Annotated in this window: 15 protein-coding genes; 7 read left to right on the top strand and 8 right to left on the bottom strand. The window is 57.9% G+C overall.

Going from position 1 to position 19,458, the window contains the following annotated elements; all coding sequences use genetic code 11:
• Positions 1-6: 6 nt before the first annotated feature.
• Complete coding sequence (locus tag ABVF61_RS09970; RefSeq protein WP_353993360.1) at positions 7-1,053, bottom strand: ABC transporter ATP-binding protein; 1,047 nt, start codon at positions 1,051-1,053, stop codon at positions 7-9.
• A gap of 58 nt (positions 1,054-1,111) precedes the next feature.
• Positions 1,112-2,047: a phosphotransferase gene (locus tag ABVF61_RS09975; RefSeq protein ID WP_353993361.1), complete on the bottom strand. Its 936-nt coding sequence runs from the start codon at positions 2,045-2,047 to the stop codon at positions 1,112-1,114.
• 242 nt (positions 2,048-2,289) lie between these two features.
• On the opposite strand from ABVF61_RS09975, the gene ABVF61_RS09980 reads away from it, so the two are divergent.
• The 3 genes from ABVF61_RS09980 to ABVF61_RS09990 are packed head-to-tail and all read left to right on the top strand — an operon-like array spanning position 2,290 to position 7,780.
• A complete protein-coding gene (locus ABVF61_RS09980; RefSeq protein ID WP_353993362.1) occupies positions 2,290-3,870 on the top strand; it encodes a trimethylamine methyltransferase family protein in 1,581 nt (526 codons plus the stop codon).
• A gap of 51 nt (positions 3,871-3,921) precedes the next feature.
• Positions 3,922-6,357 carry a GcvT family protein gene (locus ABVF61_RS09985; RefSeq protein ID WP_353993363.1) on the top strand — a complete coding sequence of 812 codons (2,436 nt, stop codon included), beginning with the start codon at positions 3,922-3,924 and terminating at the stop codon, positions 6,355-6,357.
• Positions 6,358-6,403: 46 nt separating this feature from the next.
• Complete coding sequence (locus ABVF61_RS09990) at positions 6,404-7,780, top strand: M24 family metallopeptidase (RefSeq protein ID WP_353993364.1); 1,377 nt, start codon at positions 6,404-6,406, stop codon at positions 7,778-7,780.
• Between the two features lie 19 nt (positions 7,781-7,799).
• On the opposite strand, the gene ABVF61_RS09995 is transcribed toward ABVF61_RS09990, so the two are convergent.
• The 3 genes from ABVF61_RS09995 to ABVF61_RS10005 form a co-directional block, all read right to left on the bottom strand.
• A complete protein-coding gene (locus ABVF61_RS09995) occupies positions 7,800-8,105 on the bottom strand; it encodes a hypothetical protein (RefSeq protein ID WP_353993365.1) in 306 nt (101 codons plus the stop codon).
• Positions 8,106-8,252: 147 nt separating this feature from the next.
• Positions 8,253-8,729, bottom strand: a complete 477-nt coding sequence (locus ABVF61_RS10000; RefSeq protein ID WP_353993366.1) for an SRPBCC family protein — start codon at positions 8,727-8,729, stop codon at positions 8,253-8,255.
• Between the two features lie 25 nt (positions 8,730-8,754).
• Positions 8,755-9,792, bottom strand: a complete 1,038-nt coding sequence (locus tag ABVF61_RS10005) for a haloalkane dehalogenase (RefSeq protein ID WP_353993367.1) — start codon at positions 9,790-9,792, stop codon at positions 8,755-8,757.
• Positions 9,793-9,942: 150 nt separating this feature from the next.
• Here ABVF61_RS10005 and ABVF61_RS10010 point away from each other — a divergent pair, with 150 nt between their 5' ends.
• The gene (locus ABVF61_RS10010; protein WP_353993368.1) at positions 9,943-10,824 is read left to right on the top strand and encodes a LysR family transcriptional regulator; all 882 of its coding nucleotides are present in this window, start codon (positions 9,943-9,945) and stop codon (positions 10,822-10,824) included.
• 12 nt (positions 10,825-10,836) lie between these two features.
• On the opposite strand, the gene ABVF61_RS10015 is transcribed toward ABVF61_RS10010, so the two are convergent.
• Together ABVF61_RS10015 and ABVF61_RS10020 are read right to left on the bottom strand one after the other, a co-directional pair.
• Positions 10,837-11,664 (bottom strand): phosphate/phosphite/phosphonate ABC transporter substrate-binding protein, encoded by an 828-nt coding sequence (locus tag ABVF61_RS10015; protein ID WP_353993369.1) that lies wholly within the window; start codon positions 11,662-11,664, stop codon positions 10,837-10,839.
• The gene (locus tag ABVF61_RS10020; protein WP_353993370.1) at positions 11,661-12,578 is read right to left on the bottom strand and encodes a fatty acid desaturase; all 918 of its coding nucleotides are present in this window, start codon (positions 12,576-12,578) and stop codon (positions 11,661-11,663) included. The genes ABVF61_RS10015 and ABVF61_RS10020 overlap by 4 nt, the downstream gene beginning before the upstream one ends.
• Before the next feature lie 379 nt (positions 12,579-12,957).
• Here ABVF61_RS10020 and ABVF61_RS10025 point away from each other — a divergent pair, with 379 nt between their 5' ends.
• Together ABVF61_RS10025 and ABVF61_RS10030 are read left to right on the top strand one after the other, a co-directional pair.
• Positions 12,958-14,292, top strand: a complete 1,335-nt coding sequence (locus ABVF61_RS10025; RefSeq protein WP_353993371.1) for an NAD(P)/FAD-dependent oxidoreductase — start codon at positions 12,958-12,960, stop codon at positions 14,290-14,292.
• Positions 14,293-14,687: 395 nt separating this feature from the next.
• Complete coding sequence (locus ABVF61_RS10030) at positions 14,688-15,809, top strand: ATP-dependent DNA helicase (RefSeq protein ID WP_353993372.1); 1,122 nt, start codon at positions 14,688-14,690, stop codon at positions 15,807-15,809.
• Here the strand turns inward: ABVF61_RS10030 and ABVF61_RS10035 are convergent.
• Complete coding sequence (locus ABVF61_RS10035) at positions 15,793-16,443, bottom strand: TetR/AcrR family transcriptional regulator (protein ID WP_353993373.1); 651 nt, start codon at positions 16,441-16,443, stop codon at positions 15,793-15,795. The two genes, ABVF61_RS10030 and ABVF61_RS10035, sit on opposite strands and share 17 nt — an antisense overlap.
• A 599-nt stretch (positions 16,444-17,042) precedes the next feature.
• Here ABVF61_RS10035 and ABVF61_RS10040 point away from each other — a divergent pair.
• On the top strand, positions 17,043-19,457 hold the full coding sequence (locus tag ABVF61_RS10040) for a Tex family protein (protein WP_502949938.1): 2,415 nt from the start codon (positions 17,043-17,045) through the stop codon (positions 19,455-19,457).
• Position 19,458: the final 1 nt, after the last annotated feature.

A 19,458-nucleotide genomic window follows, 5' to 3' on the forward strand; every position in this document is an offset into this window, starting at 1 on the left:
CTTCGCCTAATGCGGCAGGACCCAGCCGCGCAGAATGTCCAACTGCAAGGTCTCGCCGGGATCAGCCTTTCGATAAAGCATCATCATCAAGGGTTCTTCAACACCGTCTGCTTTCACGAAGACATCCCAGGACCCGCCGCGATAGACTGTTCGAACGACAGTTCCAGCAAAGCCTCGCCGGCTTGTCGCCAGCACGAGATGTTCGGGACGCAACAGCAGCGTGGACGGCCCGCTTCGGGTCCCCACGGCACAGTCTGCTTCGAATGAAAACGCACCGATTGTGACACGTGCCTCTTCCCCGTCGACCGACTCGACGCGTGCAGGTACGAGACTGCTTCGTCCGATGAAGCCGGCCACCCGGATTGAATTAGGTCGGCGGTAGATGAGGTCCGGTTCGTCGACTTGCAGGATTTCACCATCCCACATGACCGCCACCTTGTCGGCAAGTGCCATTGCTTCCCGCTGGTCATGTGTGATGAACATCGAAGTCGCGCCGCTGGCCTTGTGAAAAGCTGCGAGCTCCTCTTCCATGACGCTGCGCAAATGCGGGTCGAGATTGGCGAGCGGCTCGTCCATCAGCACGGTTTCCGCTCCTTGCGCCAGGCACCTTGCCAGCGCAACCCTTTGCCGCTGACCGCCGGACAATTCTGCAGGTTTGCGCCGCGCGAAGGACGTCAACGCAACGGTTTCCAGGCATTCGGCAACCCGCGCATTGGTTTCAGAGCGGCTCTTACCGGTCGTTTCAAGGGGAAACGCAACATTTCCCGAAACACTCATGTGCGGCCACAGGGCATAGGACTGAAAAACGACACCGGCACCCCGTTCTTCCGGAGCCATGTGAAAACCGTCACGTGCGACCAGTTGGGACCCAAGCGAGATTTCGCCTGTATCGATCGGTTCCAGACCGGCAATCGCGCGCAGCAATGTCGATTTCCCGCACCCCGATGGCCCCAGGACAACAAAGAACGATCCTTCTTCGATCGCGAGCGAGACATTGTTCAGGGCTTTGTGCGTCCCGAAGGACTTAGAGACGCCAGAAACGGTGATGGACATGGCTCCGGTTAACTCCTGCCTGTGACAGGGAAATTACACAGAAGCCGGACCGGTCGCACTATTTGGTCCGAAGCCTGAGCAACAGATCCACTTCTTCTTCCAGGGCACGTCCATATGCACGCGCTGCCGGAGCGTTGGTGGTTCCGAGTGTCTCGTGCCGATAGAGGCAATAAGCGGCGAGCCGCCAGTGATAGGCGCTGCGTTCTTCCAGAAATCGTTCGACAATCTGCTGGTTAGGGTAGTGCTTCAAAAACATGTCTTCGGCATAGGTAACCAGCGGATGAAGCCCGTAGAGCTTCAAGAGCCCGGGGGAAACGAAACCGGCAATATCCTCCACCGGATCGCCGTAACCGGCGAACTGCCAGTCGATCAATCGCGCTCCGTCTGCTGTCGACTGAATGGTCCCAAGGCAAAAGCTTCGATGGACAAGAGTTCGTTCGACGGTGCGATTCTCGACGGCATCGTCATTCGGCCGCAGCCGTTTCAGGTTAACCGCCTTCCGGCTCTCCGGAATGGCGGCCAGCATGGCGTCGCCCCGCTCGAGCACTTCATGAAAGCCTGCCGGAACCGTCTGGTGGCCAGGAACCGGTTCCTTCAGATTTGCGATCCGGCCGATTAGATCTGCTGCTTCACCGACGTCGATTTCATCGGTCTTCGGCGGACCGTATCCGTAAACAAGCAAGGGGGTGCCGACCGGACTTTGGGAATAAATTTCCAGTTCCGGCGCAAGATCATATTGCGCAAGAAACGTTAGCGCCTCGGCTTCCTGGTCCGGCAATGTCGGATAAAGCGGATTGTCTTCCGCGCCGGGAAAGAACTCCTTTATCACATAGATACGATCCGGCGTATCGAGGCGCCAGAAGCGGCTCGTGTAATTGACGGGCAGCGGCCGAAGGCGCGCGGCGCTCCAGTCCCTTGCCGGCAGGAGATCCCTCAGGAACGTCAAAAGGTCTGAATCGGACAGCCGTTCGCGCACGCCACTATGGTCCATCATTATTTCAATAAATCTCTGATCGCTGCGCAGATCCAATTCGTCAAGTCGAACTTTCAAAGTCCCCCGTCCATGTCCCGCATTGCCTTTGGGACATGTCGGAGTTGAAGCACAGACCGTCGCTCTCAGACTGCCCGGAAAAATGAGCCTCTCAGCTACAGTTATCGCACTGGGCGCTCTCGTTGCGCAGCAGCTGTTGGTGGCCTGCCTGCACGCCACCTTCTCAACAACCATGGCGGTTCAGGATGACAGAGGGAATTGGCGAAGCTTCCGTGAATGAAACGGCACCCGCAAGGCGCGGACGACGCCGCAGAGGCGGCGGAGAAAAAGCCGGTCCGGACCTTTTTCCGCAAAAGCCTTTCAAACAGCCCCGTCACATTTTCAAGCCGATCGAGGCGATCTCGGCCGACGAACTGGAAGCCATCCATGATGCCTCAATGCGCGTCCTGGAAGAAATCGGCATGGACTTCCTGCACGAGGAAGCCAAGGCGATGCTCAAGGCGGCGGGCGCCGATGTGAAACCGGGTGAAGATCGTGTGCGCATGGACCGCGCCATGGTCGAAGAGCTGATCGCCAAGGCACCATCCGAATTCATGATGCGGGCCCGCAACCGGAACCATGACCTCAGGATCGGCGGAGATGCGATCGTCTTTTCCTGCGTCGCCAGCACGCCGAATGTGGTTGACCGCGATGGCGGGCGCCGTCCGGGCAACCGTGAAGATTTTCAGAAACTCCTGAAACTCGGACAGTTCTTCAACATCATTCATGCCCCGCTCGGCTATCCTGTCGAACCGGTCGACCTGCACGCATCGATCCGCCACCTGGATTGCATCGCAGACGCCATCCGCCTGACCGACAAGGCGCTGCATCTTTATTCGCTCGGCAAGGAACGCAATCACGACGGCATCGAGCTTGCGCGCATTGCCAATGGGTTGACGCATGAAGAGCTTGTCGACACGCCTTGTACGCTGACCGTGATCAACACATCTTCGCCGCTGCGCCTCGACACACCGATGCTGCAAGGCTTGATCGAAATGGCGAAGGCCGGACAGGTTTCGGTCGTCACCCCGTTCACACTTGCAGGTGCGATGGCCCCGGTCACGATGGCCGGTGCCCTGACCCTGCAAAATGCCGAAGCACTTGCCGGGATTGCCTTCGCGCAGCTCGTCAGGCCGGGCGCGCCTGTCGTCTATGGCGGGTTCACGTCGAATGTGGACATGAAATCCGGCGCACCTGCCTTCGGCACGCCTGAATACATGAAAGCTGCTCTGGTCAGTGGCCAGCTGGCAAGACGATACAACTTGCCCTTCAGATCCTCCGGTGTCTGCGCAGCCAACACCGTGGATTACCAGGCTGCCCTTGAAACGACCTTGTCCGAATGGGGCGCGATCAACGGCGGCGGCAACCTGATCAAACATGCTGCCGGCTGGCTGGAAGGCGGGTTGAGTGCGGGCTTTGAGAAATTCATCGCCGACATTGACCTCCTTCAGAAAATCGCCGAGTACCTGACACCGCTCGACGTATCCGAAGCATCGCTCGCCATTGACGCAATCCGTGATGTCGGACCGGCCGGACATTTCTTTGGCACGGAGCACACGCAGGCCCGCTACAAGGAGGCGTTCTATCCGCCGATCGTCTCCGACTGGCGCAACTACGAGACCTGGGCGGAGGCCGGAAGCCCGATCGCCTATGACAAGGCCAACATGCTCTACAAGAAAGCCCTGGAGGCCTATGAGCAGCCTGCGCTCGACCCGGCCATCGACGAAGAAATCACGGCCTTTGTTGACAGACGCAAAGCCGAAGGCGGCGTCCCGACCGACTTCTGATCACCGCATTAATTCCTTGCCAATTCAAAGCAGGTACTCTGGAGCGTACGCATGAAAACTCACACTCAGGTCGTTGTCATTGGTGGTGGCGTTGTCGGCTGCAGTGTTCTTTATCACCTGACCAAACTCGGCTGGAAGGATGTCGTTCTCGTCGAGCGGGACGAGCTGACTTCCGGCTCTTCATGGCACGCTGCCGGTGGCTTTCACACCTTGAACGGCGACCCGAACGTTGCCCAGCTGCAGAGTTACACCGTCGACCTCTACAAAGAACTTGAGGAAATTTCCGGCCAGTCCTGCAGCCTTCACCTGACGGGCGGTGTCATGCTCGCCGACACACCCGAACGCATGGATTTTCTGCGTCTTGCACAGGCAAAGGGCCGTTATCTCGGCATGGAACTGGAACTGATATCCGTTGCCGAAGCCAAGACCATGTTCCCTATGCTCGATGAAAAGCACTTCATCGGCGCGCTCTGGGATCCGATTGAAGGGCACCTGGATCCTTCCGGCACCACACATGCCTATGCAAAGGCGGCACGCATCAATGGTGCCACGGTCTACCGCCACACCAAGGTCGAGGAACTGGTTCAGACACCTGACGGGACCTGGGACGTGATCACCAACAAGGGCACGATCCGGGCAGAGCATGTCGTCAACGCCGGCGGGCTCTGGGCCAGGGAATGCGGCCGCATGGTCGGGCTTGAACTTCCCATCCTTGCCATGGAGCACATGTATCTGCTCACGGACGAAATGCCGGAGGTGGTCGCCCACAACGAGGCAACGGGCAAGGAACTGATCGGCATTCTCGACTTCGGCGGTGAGATCTATACGCGCCAGGAAGGCAAGGGCATGTTGCTCGGGACCTACGAGCAGAATTGCCGCCCATGGAGCCCTCGCGAGACCCCTTGGGACTTCGGTCATGAGCTTCTGGCGCCCGATCTGGACCGGATTGCCCCGGAACTGGAAGTCGGCTTTGAACATTTCCCGGCGCTTCAGACAGCGGGTATCAAGCAGATCATCAACGGACCCTTCACGTTCGCGCCGGACGGCAACCCGCTGGTCGGCCCGGTCAGAGGTCTCCAGAACTACTGGGTTGCCTGCGGCGTCATGGCCGGGTTCAGCCAGGGCGGCGGCGTCGGCCTGACGCTTGCCAACTGGATGATCAACGGGGATCCGGGCTATGACATCTGGGGGATGGATGTTGCCCGATACGGTGACTGGGCCACGCTCTCTTATACCAACGCAAAGGTGCAGGAAAACTATCGCCGCAGGTTCCGGATACGGTTCCCGAATGAGGAACTTCCGGCCGGCAGGCCGCATCAGACCACACCATTATACGACCGGATGCTCGCCAAGGGCGCTGTCATGGGCGACAGCTGGGGCCTGGAAACACCGCTCTGGTTTGCGTCCGAAGGCGTTGAGGCGAAGGACATTGTCTCGTTCCGCCGGTCCAACGATTTCGATCCCATCGGCGCTGAATGCCGGGCCGTGCGCGAGAGTGTCGGCGTTACGGAAATCGCGAACTTTGCGAAATACGAGATAAGTGGCCCCGGTGCGGAAGACTATCTGTCGTTGCTTATGACGAACACGATGCCGAGGACAGGTCGCATCGTCCTGACCCCGATGCTGAATGAAAATGGCAAGCTGATCGGTGACTTCACCATCGCACGCGTGTCTGACGAAAAACTCTACATGTTCGGCTCGTCGCAGGCCGAAATCTATCACATGCGCTGGTTCGAAAAGCACCTGCCGGAAGATGGGTCCGTGAGCCTGAAGGCGATCAATCTCGGCTGGGTCGGGCTTTCAATCGCCGGGCCTAATTCGCGCAAAGTCCTGCAGAAAATCACGGGCGACGACGTCTCGAACGAAGCTTTCCGGTTCATGGATTTCCGCGAGATGGACGTTGCCAATGCGCCGTGCAAAGTCAATCGCATTACCTATACCGGCGACCTTGGTTACGAGATCTGGATGACGCCGGAATACGAACGCCAGGTCTATGACGCCATCCTGGAGGCCGGCGCTGAGTTCGGCATCCGCGACTTCGGCATGCGCGCGCTTCTGTCGATGCGACTTGAGAAAAACTTCGGCACCTGGTTCCGGGAGTTCCGGCCGATTTACGGACCTTACGAAGCCGATCTCGGGCGCTTCGTAAAGCTGTCGAAAAACCGCTTCATCGGTCAGGAAGCCGCCCGAAAGGAATTCGAGGACGGGCCGAAGCGCCTGCGCGTCAGTTTCGAGGTCGAGGCGTCCGACGCCGACGTCATGGGCGATGAACCGGTCTGGCATGACGGCAAGGTCATCGGCTGGATCACGTCGGGTGGCTATGCCCATTGGGTGCGAAAGTCGCTTGCGCAGGGATACATCCCTGCCGACCTCGCCAGCACGACCGACAAGGGCGCGTTTGAAGTCGAAATTCTGGGTGAAATGTGCAAGGCGACCATCCTGCCCGATCCACCCTTCGACCCGAAAGCAGAGCGCATGCGCATGTAACACCCCTTGAGGGCCCAGGCCAACGCGGGAGGAGGCGTAGCCATATATGAATACGGAACATTTTGGCCGCCACAGGCGGAAAATACTGCCGGAAAGTGCTCTGATCCATCCGGGAGATCAGGCAGGTTACGAGGCGCTTTCAGCCTATGCGTTCGAAAAGGCGACGCTCCTGAACCGTCACATGCTTGGTTACGGCGCTTTCGTGGAAAACGAGTGGGCGGCGCTCGGACTGGACGCGCCTGATCTCGACGTTGTTCGCAAATACCGGCTTGACCGCATTCGCCAGCAGCTCGAAAAGTTTGACCTGAGCGCCGCGATCCTATGCGATCCACTGAACGTTCGTTATGCGACCGACGCAACCAATATGCAAATATGGTCAGCGCACAACGCTGTCCGCTATACGTTTGTTGCGCTGGAAGGCCCGGTCGTTGCGTTCGACTTTCACAATTGCGAGCACTTGTCAGCGCATAATTCCCAAGTCGATGAAATGCGGCACGGGATCCCGTGGTTCTACTTCGAATCCGGCCCCCGCTCACAGGAACTTGCGCTGAAATGGGCTGACGAACTGGCGGACCTGGTCAAGACCTATGGTGGCGGCAACCATCGGATTGCCCTCGACAAGGCGCGCCGCGAAGGCGTTGCTGCTCTGGAAACGCACGGTTTGTTATTTCATGATGGTGAAGAAGTCATGGAACTCGCGCGCGCCATCAAGTGCCCGGACGAAATCAAGGCAATGCGCAGGTCGATCGCTTCCTGTGAAGCGGCCATGCAGGAAATGGAAGATGCGCTCGTACCGGGCATGACGGAGTGGGAGCTATGGTCGCTTCTTCACGCCGGCAACATCAGACGGGGTGGTGAATGGGTCGAGACCCAGTTGCTCGCCTCCGGGCCGCGCACAAATCCATGGTTCCAGGAGGCATCGGCTCGTGTGATTGAAAACGGCGACCTCGTCGCATTCGATACCGATCTGGTCGGCCCCTATGGCATGTGCTGTGACATCTCGCGGACCTGGCTCTGCGGGAACGATGCACCGACGGGCGAACAGCAGTCGCTTTACCGGATGGCGTTCGACCAGATCGAAGCGAACATCGAAATGCTTGCCCCTGGCCGGACCTTCCGTGAACTCTCTCATGAGGCCAGCAGTCTGCCCGAGGACTATCTCGCAAACCGCTACTCCGTACTCTTTCACGGCGTGGGCCTGTGCGACGAATACCCTGCCGTTCCCTATCCGTCAGATTGGGAAAGCGGTGGCTACGATGGTGTCCTGGAGCCAGGAATGGTGGTCTGCGTGGAAAGCTACGTTGGCCGGCACGGCGGCCATGAAGGGGTAAAATTGGAAGAACAACTGCTGATCACCGGGCAAGGGTATGAGCGTCTCAGCACATACCCCTACGACGAACGCTTGCTGGGCCGCCAGATGTGACGGCCCAATATCACGTGGCTTATCTTACGCGCAGGATCTTGGACCCGAGACCACGAATGTAGTCGTCTTGCGTGAAGACAACGACATTGGTCTCGCGAACCTCGGTCATCTTCAGGTCAAGCGGTGTTTTTCCTTCTGGGTTGACGATGACCTTGCGGGTCGGCGGAAGCCCGCGGAACACCAGCACACCGGCTTCCTTGGTCACGATCGCGCCATATGGCTCATCGTGAACGATGCGGGTCGTTCCGCTTTCAGCGTTTGCAGCGGTGGCGATGACCGCAAGCAATCCTGCGGTGGCGAAGGCAGATTTTAGTATCGTTTTCATGACGCGCTCACTGTTAACGAATGATTTACCGAAAATCGTAACCCTTCGTTAACATTTGCGCCAGCATTTCCGCCGAATTCACCAGGAATGTGTGTCACCAAGCAAGAACATCGTTAACGATTGTCTTAAAATGACACACATCAATTCTTATGCAGCCAGCTTTGGATGCGTTTCGACCCCTTTTTCCACGAAGTTGGCATTTGCAAGCAGCAGCTCGGACAACCCTTTGCGGAACTGCGTTTTCATGATTGGCGTCATCAACCACCCGAGCGGACCGAATTTCGGTGTGAAACTTATCCGCATTGTCACCCGGCTCTGCGCATCCGAAAGGGAAACGAAATCAAGTGTCACGATTGCCTTCTTGAGCGGCAGGTTGGCATCGAAAATTTCGACGACAATATGCTCCCGCGGCTGATAGCCGATGATGCGCTCCTTAAGATAGGTTTTGCCATCGACATGCCTGCAGATCCGCTCCGCGCCCAATCCTGTAGGCGCACTTTCAGGCAGGAGCGGCGACTGATTTATCACCGGATTGAACCTGTAGATTTCGTCATAGCTGTCCCAGCTGCGCCACAGGTCGGCCAACGGGGCATTTACAAGCTGTGTAACAACAACTTCCGCCATCTTGATCTCCATCGTTTTGACCCACTCAGATGCGACGCAGCCAGTCGGCGATCCCCTGGCCGATGACGTGTGGATGATCCTCCTGGAGAAAATGCGATCCGGCCCCGACGAAACGCGCTTCGATATTGGCCACGTTCGCGGTCAGGTAGTCCGCGACGGGCTTGGGCATCAGCGCACCCGGCTCCGCATAGAACATCAGCTTGGGAACCTGGCTCGACAGCAGCCATTCACCGTTCAGCCTGACCTCTTCGACCACGTCGGCCGGCTTGCCCTCGATAGGCACTTCGCGCGGCCACGCGAGAACCGGCTTGCGGCTGTCGGGCGTCGGAAATGGTCTGCGGTAGTGATCCATCTCCGCATCGGACATGGCGCGCACGACACCCATTTGCGGCAGCACGAATTCCACGAAGAAATTCTCGTTGAGCACCATGTCGGCGCCCTTGTCGCTGTGCATCAGACGGAAGAAATCGGCAAGGGGACCGGGCATGTCGTCAAACGATGCGACCGGGAGCACAGGCGGGACAATGGCTTCCAGGAAGACCAGCCCTGACACGCGGTCCGGGTTCTGGCGCGCATAGCGCATGCCGAGCGCAGAGCCCCAGTCGTGGACCACCAGGATCGCATCGCTCAGGTCAAGCTGGTCGAGAAAAGTGTCCAGATAGCGCGCATGATCGGCAAACCGGTAGTCACCGTCAGGTTTGCCGCTATCGCCCATGCCGATCAGATCGGGCGCAATGGCGCGGTGGCTCTCCGACACATGCGGTATGATATTGCGCCACAGATAGGACGAAGTCGGGTTGCCATGCAAAAACACAACGGGCTGCCCGTCTCCCTCATCAACATAGGCGAGGGAGGAATCCAGCACGGACATTTCCTTCTTCTTGAAGGGAAACTCCGCGCTGATCTGGATCCCATAAGGAGCGGACGGATCCGAACCAAGCGGTTTGGCCCCTTCCTGTGCTATTGCAGTGCCCGCTAGCGGTAGAGCAAGCGCTGCACCTCCTGTGGCCGCCCCAGTCAGCAGCCTTCGCCGGGTTGTTTCAAAGCTCAACTTGCCACTCATGAAGTCCTCCACGTTCTTTCAAAGCCGAACGCGCGCCAATCGCGCGATAGTCTGAAATCTGGTGGATTGATTTTCGAAATGAATATGATCAAATTGACCAACGTGGATAAAAAACGATCCACAAGGAAGAACCGATCGTGAAGGAAATCCATGAAGCGAGAGCTGGACTGGGATCATCTGCGCACCTTTCTGGTGGCGGTTCGCACGGGAAGCTTCCGCCGGGCGGCGGAAAAGCTGGGCGTGAACCACGGCACGGTGCACCGGGCGATTTCAGCCCTTGAAAGGGACCTTGGAACGCGTGTCTTCGACCGAACGACCAGCGGGCTGCAACTGACCCAGTCAGGCGAAGCACTGGTCGAGCCGGCAGAGGAAATGGAGTCCCAGGCAAGCGCGATTACCCGCAGGATTTCCGGACTGGATCTCGCGCCCTCGGGATCGATACGCCTCAGTCTGCCGCCGGCTTTGTCCCACGGACTTCTGGCGGACATGCTTTTTGAGTTTACCGAACTCTACCCGGACATTTCGGTGCACACGATATCGACCAACCGTGTCTCGGATCTGCAGAAGCTCGAAACGGATATCTCGTTGCGTGTCGCACGCCACGTCGACGAAGACGTACTGGGGCGCAAACTGGTCACCTTCGTTCAGGCCGTTTTTGCCTCTCGCGACTATCTGAAGATGCACCCTCAACTGCTGGCGAATGCGGGCGAAGGAGCAAACTGGATCGCTTGGAGCAGTCTCCAGGACTGGGTCGCAGGCAGTCCGTTTCCCAAGGCTCAGGTCCGCCACGTTCTGCCGGAGGTCTCCATGCAGATCGAAGCGGCTGCGAAACATCTCGGTCTCATCAAGATCCCGGCCTTTATCGGCGACGCGGATCCGCGCATTGTTCGCTTGCCGGATGTTCCGCTTCAGTCAGGCTATCCGGTCTGGCTGCTTTACCACCGTGATCTGCGGCGGGTCGCCAGGGTCCGTGCCTTCGTCGATTTTACAACAAGCTTCTTTGCCCGCAACGAACGTCGATTCACGCACTAGCCTTAACCCGTTCTAGGACAGATCCGGGTAGCTTTTTTCGCCGGCGCTCCGCTCCATCTTCAGGATCGGCTCATAGCCAGCCTCCGAAAGTGCGGAAAAGCCGTCGATCAGAAGGCGCTCGCGGCACGCTGATGTTGCCGGGTCAGAAAGAACCGATTGGACGGTCCGGGAAATGATATCCGCCTCCGCTGGCGACCACGCGGAACTCGTGATGAACGGCAGCCCCGGCGCTTTGATCGTGTGTCCGATGGATCGCAGCTTTCCCGTCATGTCAGGCAACTCCCTGCGCGCAAGCGCCCAGCAGACGGCATCGATACTCGCGATATCGGCCTGACCGTCTGCCACCGACTTCATCGACTGCAAGTGGCTCCCGCTTTGCGCCACGCTTGAAAAAAACGCGGCACCTTCGGCGAGTTGTGCAACTTCATGGCGGAATGCGTTCATGCCTGACTGGCTGTCGCCCGCATTGAAAACGGCACGTTGTCCACGCAGGTCTGCAAGCGTTTCATGGGCACTGTCCCGTGAGACGATCAGATGCGAACAGTAATGCGGCCCGGAGCAACCATCCGCCATGTAATGCGGAGTTCCCAGTACACGGACCTTGCCGCTAAGCAGGTGGGTCAACGGGTAGCCACAGGTTTGACTGAGCAGCAGATCCGGGTTTTCCCACTGATCGTGCAAGCCCATATCGGCAGGCCACTCGGCAATACTGGATGGATCAAGACCCAGCGCTTCGAGAAGCGCCGACTGCAGTGCGTTCTCAAGTTCCCGGGTCTCGGGTCGGAGTTCGGGCCAGTCGTACATCGGCAGCCTTACGCGGTAGACGCGACGACCGGTCAAGAGAACTGGTCCTCGCGCGCGCGTCGCCTGATCGGATGCGCAACCGGCTCCTTCACCTTGAAAAGATAGTTTCTGGCAAGATGCATATAGCTTCTAAAAACATATCCGGCATTCCTGCGCTGCCAGTCATCCTTTGCTGCCTCGTACATTGCCGGCAGCTCGTACCATGCCGCCCTTGGATGAGCGTGGTGCACAACATGCAGGTTGTTGTTTAAAAACAGCAGCGAGAAAATCGGGCAGAACTCCACGATGATCGACCGGGCTTCCGCGCTTTCATGGGCACGGTGTTCGGCATATGTGCGCAACATCAATAGGCTCATGGCCAGATAAGAGACGAAGAGAACATACAGCCACAAGGGCATGCCGCCCACCAGAGTGATAAAAAGGATAACAGGTAAGATACCGGCGAAATGATGCATCCAGGCGCGCAAAACGACCCTGTCCCCGGCCAGGATCATCCTGATTTCCGAACCAATGAAGCCAATCATCGATACGAGCGGGCCAATCAGCAATCTGCCGAAGAGCGTGTTGTTGAGCGTCAGAACAAACTGCAGAAATTTGGGCAGCTTCTGCCAATCCGCCCAGGCAAGATAGAATGTTTCCGGATCGTCGTAAGGATCCGTCAGCCGGTCGTTGTTGTGATGGCGCAGATGCAGCGACTTGAAGCGACGGTATGGAATAAACAAACCGAGCGAGCAATAAACAAGCGCCTCGTTGACGCCAGGATGCCGCGTCGGATGCCCGTGCAGAACTTCATGCTGGAGAGACGATTGTAACGTCACGACAATAACGGCAAGCGGGCAAACCACCCATCCACCAAGCCAGGTATAATTCCCGACCAATAGCATCCAGGTTGCCGCCGCAGCCAAAATCAAGGCGAGCGTCGGCCATTCGCGAAAACCAATGCGCGTCACACGTCACTCCAAATTGTTGAAATAACCGGGGAATCCGGCAAGCCCAGAATCAGGATGCCTTCAGACCGCCAAGATTTCAATTTGAGAGTATCTGACAAAATCTGCAAAATTTAGCAAAATCACCATAATGGTTAATTTTCTAAACTTTCGTTCATTTTATCCTGAATTGGCGCTGTTTTCTCATCACTCTTGGCTGTTTCAGGACACAGGATGGCGGATTTATTTCTGTACAAATCGCTTCTGCTCGCCTGATCTGAACAAGATACGCGCAAGGATCTGACATCCGAACAAACACGGCCGGCTTTTGGGGGACTGATTGTTCAGGCTGTGAGTAGATGCGTGTTTTCCCGACCCGCAAGGCTGCAAAGGAAGAACTGACATGACCACCGCTCCCTCGCTTCAGACAGGCTCCCCGGCTGGCTATGACGCGATCATCATCGGTGCCGGCGTCATCGGCTCTGCGGTTGCCTACAATCTGGCAAAGAGCGGGATGAAAACGTTGAGTGTCGATGCGCTGCCGGCAGCCGGCTACGGCTCAACGTCTAGCTCGGCAGCCGTGATCCGCACCTACTATTCAACGCTTGATGGGTCTGCGATGGCATTCGAGGGTTATCACGACTGGAAATACTGGCCGCAAACCTTGCAGACAGACGACAATAACGGCCTCGCACAGTTTATAGAGACTGGCACGCTCGTCATGAAAACCGAGGCCAATAACCGGCTGGAAAGAGTGCTGACGCACGCAGACGCGCTTGAAATTCCCTATGAGCACTGGACACGCGAGCAGATCGTCCAGCGCATGCCCGGGTACAATCTTGAACGGTTCTATCCGCCAAAGTCCATGGAGGACGACGCATTCGGCATGCCGACCGGCGGTCAAGTGGAAGGCGCTATCTTCTTTCCAAAGGGGGGCTACGTCGACGACCCTCAGATTGCCGCAAGGAACCTCAAGGATGCCGCGGTTCGCCATGGCGCAACCTTTCTATTCAACACGAAAGTCGTAAAAATCACGGTCGAGGACAACCGGGTCACCGGTATCGTCTGCGAGGACGGCAGCGTGCACTCCGCAAGGGTCGTGATAAATGTCGGCGGTCCTCATTCCGGAAAGGTCAATGCGCTGCTGGATGGCGATGCGGGGATCAAGATCCGCCACCGTCCGCTGCGTCAGGAAGTCGTTCAGATCAAGCCGCCGGGTTCTCTCGGTTATTCGCGCGAAGGCCTTCTCGTGTCCGACAGCGATATTGCCTGCTACGTCAAACCGGGCAGTGGCGGACAATTGATGATTGGCAGTGAGAACCCGCCCTGCGACGACCATCTGGAAGAAGACCCCGACACGTTCCACCGCGACCTGACCGACAGAGCACTTGCGTACGCGTACCGCTATTCCCAGCGCTTGCCGGAGCTGGGCGTCTCACAACACCCCGTCGGCGTTGCCGACCTCTACGATGCAACGGACGACTGGCTACCGATCTACGATCGCAGCGATGTCGACGGTTATTATCTTGCCATCGGCACAAGCGGCAACCAGTTCAAGAACGCTCCTGTGGCCGGGCGGCTGATGCGCCAGCTGATCGAATATTGCGAGAGCGGCAGGGACCATGACAACGATCCGCTGCAGTTCAAACTGAACCACATTGATCACACGCTCAATACCGCGACTTTTTCCAGAAAGCGGGATCTGACACAGGAAAGTTCCTTCTCCGTCCTTGGCTAGAGCGGTTCAAGTTTAGCTGGAAGCATTTGACCGGAGAGATTTTTGTTTCTGGCAAGGCGGCTCGACCATATTGGTGTAGCTCCACCATAAGGTCGAGCCAACGCGGCCAGAAGCAAAAATCTCCCGGCCCCGACTCGTTGTTTTGATCACTACTTCAATATGATAAGGGTGACGTAGATTTGCTCATCGGCTGCGTTGCGCCGTTTGCCCGATACACCGTATCGCGCTGCACGACGCGCCTAGCCGAAGGAACAAATCTACGCCATCAAATGATTCCAGCTAAACTTGAACCGCTCTAGGGCATGGTCTGACGAAGTGCAGCCGAATTCGTCCTTGGCGGAATCAGGCAAATCAGGGTAAGCAACCGGGTCCCCTCAATTCTCGGGAGCTTTCCGGTGGCCTGGTCTCCACAACAAGATGACGCCCTCAAGGAGGCCGCTGCCTGGCTGAAGCGCGGTGACCGGCAAGTATTCCGGTTGTTTGGTTACGCAGGTACCGGCAAGACCACCCTGGCGCGCCACCTCGCTGAAGACATTGACGGCGATGTGTGTTTCGGTGCGTTCACCGGCAAGGCCGCACACGTGCTGCGCCAGAAAGGGTGCGAAGATGCAGGCACTATCCACTCCCTGATTTACCGGCCGCGGTCAGCCAAGGAAGAAGAAGATCTTGATGACGACGAGGAGGATTCAGGCCCTCAATTCGCGATCAAGCGGGACAGTGCTGCGGCAACGGCGAAGCTGATCGTTATCGACGAATGCTCCATGGTTGACGAAGAACTGGGCAAGGATCTTCTTTCCTTCGGCACGCCGGTGCTGGTGCTTGGCGACCCGGCCCAGCTTCCCCCCGTCAAGGGCGGCGGGTATTTCACGGAAGCCGAGCCGGATGTGATGCTGACCGAGGTGCACCGTCAGGCTCAGGATAATCCGATCGTGCGCATGTCCATGACGATCCGCGACGGCGGACAGCTGGAACACGGAACCTTCGGCGAAAGCAAGGTGATACGGCGGGGTGAAATCGACAAGGAACAGATCCTGTCGACGGACCAGGTTCTCGTCGGCACCAACAAGACGCGGCGCCTCTACAACGGACGCATCCGCGAGCTCAAGGATTACTCGACACCGATGCCGGCTGTCGGCGACAAGCTGGTCTGCCTGCGCAACGACAAGACCAAAGGCCTCCTGAACGGCGGCCTGTGGACTGTCAAACGCCTGCGTCAGCCGCGTGGCAACACACTCCGTTTCGACGTGGTCTCTGAGGAGGACATCGCGCGCACCACAGTGAAGGTGAAAGTCCTGCCGGCAATGTTTGAGGACGGGGCGGAGAGCATCCCATACGCGATCCGGCGCAAGGCCGATGAATTCGACTACGGCTACGCCCTGACAGTGCACAAGGCGCAGGGCTCCCAATGGGACGATGTCATACTCTTTGACGAAAGCTGGGCCTTTCGAGAGCACAAGAGCCAGTGGCTCTATACCGCCGTGACGCGGGCGGCCGAACGCATTACTGTCGTAAAGTAGGCGCTCTCGCAACCGCGGCTTCAAAATACCTGTCCCGATCGCTGACAGGCAGCGCGCGAAGACCCGTTTCGATAAACGTCTTCAAATCGAGTTCGCTGATACCGCTGCGGCCAAGCATGGCGATTGCGGAAAACTGGCCATCAAGGAATGTGGCCGCGCTTTCAACATCCGCGTCCTCCGGCATCTCGCCCGCGGCGACGGCTTTGATCAGTCTTTCCTTTATGGCGGCATAACGGGACTCGCGCAGCCCGGCTACGACCTCCTGGTGGCGTTCGGCGCCATAAGTACAGTCAACAATCGCGTTGACGAGGAAACACCCCGACGGCGTGTTCTTGTCCAGCGTAAGGTCGGCAACGGCGCCCAGGAAATCCCGAAAATCCTCGACGAAGTGTTTCCGGGCTTCCTGTAGCCTGGAAAACACGGGGCCGCCATAGGTTTCGAAGTAGTGCAGCAAGGCCTTTTCGAATAGCGCTTCCTTGTCACCGAACGCAGCATAAAGACCCGGCTTCGCCATGCCGGAGGCCTCGGAAAGATCGTTCATGGACGTGCCGGAATATCCGTTTTGCCAAAAAGCGACCATGACGGATTGCAGCGCGTCTTTGGCTTCAATTTTCCTTGGCCGTCCGCGTGCCATCGGTGTGCTCTCCCTGTTACAAGCCAGACGCAAGAAATGTTCACGGCAATTTCATACCACGCCCTGCATCCATTGCACGCAATACGTCGCGATCTATGCAACTCGATCATGACAATTTGGCAAAAGAATAACGTCAAAGGCGCAAGTCAAAATACGCAAAACTTTGCAGTTCGTTCAAGAACCGGCCAAAAAACAATCATGAAGTGTATCGCGATTGCACATGTTGCTGTTTCATTTCGCGTTCGAAACAGAATTGACTTCAGAGCTACTTGCCAATGCCGACACCTAAGCGGCTCGAATGCTGTAAACGGCGACCCGGCAGGTACCTCGGCCAATCGCAACTTCCTGAAGTAGCCCATCGTGCCGTCATTCAGATTAAAAGTCGTTTCCGGATGCAACTGGTTGACGGAATTCGTGAGTACGTGCCGGGCACAGCTTGACCCGACAACGCGCCCGAATTAGCAGATGAAGGTCGCGCAACGGACGCTCGGCAAGTGATGACTGACGCCACAACAGCACAACGCGACCGATAACCAGCCTTTTTGACCCTGAGAGCTCAACTACCTATGACCAGCCCTTCCGCCCCAGACTTGTCAACCATGACAACCAAGACTGCTCCGTCAGGGGACATCGCGCTACGGATTGCGAGCAGGATCGCAGATGAAATCGGCTGCAAGGCAGCTCAGGTGAATGCAACCGTTCAGATGCTCGATGAAGGGTCGACGGTACCGTTCATCGCCCGCTACCGGAAGGAAGCCACTGGAGGTCTCGATGACAGCCAGCTGCGCAAGCTGGAAGAACGCCTGATTTACCTGCGAGAGCTGGAAGATCGCCGCGTAGCGATCACGAAGTCCATCGAGGAACAGGGCAAACTCACCGATCAGTTGAGCGCAGGCATACAGGCTGCCGAAACCAAATCGCAGCTGGAAGACATCTACCTTCCGTTCAAGAAAAAACGGCGGACGAAGGCACAGATTGCGCGCGAAGCGGGCTTGGAACCACTTGCAGACCTCCTTCTGAACGACCCGGCCAAGACACCGGAAACGGAGGCGGCCGCATTCGTGGACGAAGGCAAGGGCGTCGCCGACACCAAGGCGGCACTAGATGGTGCACGGCAGATTCTGATGGAGCGCTTTGCTGAAAATGCCCAACTTGTCGGCCGCCTGCGGCGCCATGTCGAAGAGCGCGGCGTGGTGCAGTCGAAACTGATCGACGGCATGGCTGAGAAAGGCGCGAAGTTTGCCGACTATTTCGACTATTCCGAAAAGTGGTCCAAGATCCCGAGCCACCGCGCATTGGCCCTTTTCCGAGGCCGGAATGAAGGTGTTCTTTCCGTCGATCTGACGGTGGACGCTGACGACGTTTCCCCCGTCCTGCCCGCGGTGAAGATGGTGGCCGACACCCACGCGATCACCGATCGCGGCCGTCCGGCAGATAAGTGGCTGATGGATGTGGCGCGCTTTGCCTGGAAGGTGAAGCTTGCGCTGCATCTGGAAATCGACCTGATGGGCGTCCTGCGGGACAACGCCGAAGAAGAGGCGATCCAGGTCTTTGCGAAAAACCTGAAGGACCTGCTTCTGGCGGCGCCCGCGGGCTCCAAATCAACGCTTGGCCTTGACCCCGGCATTCGCACCGGTGTGAAGGTCGCCGTGGTCGACGATACCGGCAAGCTTGTTGACACCGCGACCATCTACCCCTTTCAGCCGCGCAACGATATCTCCGGCAGCCGCGCATCTCTTTTGGCTCTGATCGCAAAACACAAGGTCGGCCTGATCGCCATCGGCAACGGCACGGCAAGCCGCGAAACGGACAAACTGGCAGGAGACGTGCTTTCCGACATTCCGTCGGCGCAGCGCCCGGTCAAGGTGATCGTCAATGAAGCCGGCGCTTCGGTCTACTCCGCCTCGGAACTGGCTGCGAAGGAAATGCCGGACGTGGATGTTTCCCTGCGCGGCGCTGCCTCCATCGCGCGCCGCCTGCAGGACCCGCTGGCCGAACTCGTCAAGATCGAACCGAAATCGATCGGCGTCGGCCAATATCAGCACGACGTCAATCAGACCAGGCTTGCCCGGGCGCTTGATGCCGTCGTGGAAGATGCGGTGAACGCCGTCGGCGTAGATCTCAACACAGCGTCCCCTGCCCTCCTTTCCAGGATTTCAGGCCTGTCCGACAGTCTGGCGAAGGCGGTTGTCGAACACCGCGACTCGATCGGCCGTTTCGAAAAGCGGACTCAGCTGAAGGACGTGCCAAGACTTGGGGCAAAGGCGTTCGAGCTTTGTGCTGGTTTCCTGCGTATCAATGACGGCAAGGAACCGCTCGATGCGTCTTCAGTGCACCCTGAAGCCTATCCGCTTGCCAAAAGGATCGTGAAAGCCTGCGGCCGCGATGTGCGTCAGCTGATGGGTGACGGATCGGTTCTGAAGGCCCTCGATCCGGCCGAATTCACCGACGAGAAATTCGGTCTGCCGACGGTCAGGGACATCCTTTCGGAACTCGAAAAGCCCGGCCGCGACCCTCGTCCGGAATTCAAGACCGCGGCGCTTCAGGACGGTGTCGAAGAAATCTCCGACCTGAAACCGGGCATGAAACTGGAAGGCACTGTAACCAATGTCACCAACTTTGGCGCGTTCGTTGATGTTGGCGTGCACCAGGACGGTCTTGTCCACGTCTCCCAGCTCGCCGACCGTTTCGTCGACGATCCGCACCAGGTGGTGAAAGCGGGCGACATCGTCAAAGTCACCATTCTGGACGTTGACGTACCACGCAAACGCATCTCCATGACCATGAAGTCCCAGGCAGACTATCAGGGTCAGCGTGAGCGGTCCGACAGAGACCGTCCTGGACCCGGTGGCCGGAACCAGGGCCAGCGTGGCCCGGGTGGTCGTGGACCAGGTGGCACTGGTCCGCGCGGAGGTGGGAAAGGCGGCGCACCGAAAGGATCAGGTGATGGTGGCGGTGGCAACAATGCCATGGCAGCGGCCCTTGCCGCCGCCATGAACAAGAAAAAGAAATAGT

Origin of the sequence: Roseibium sp. HPY-6 (assembly GCF_040530035.1) — a bacterium.
Taxonomy (GTDB): Bacteria; Pseudomonadota; Alphaproteobacteria; order Rhizobiales; family Stappiaceae; genus Roseibium.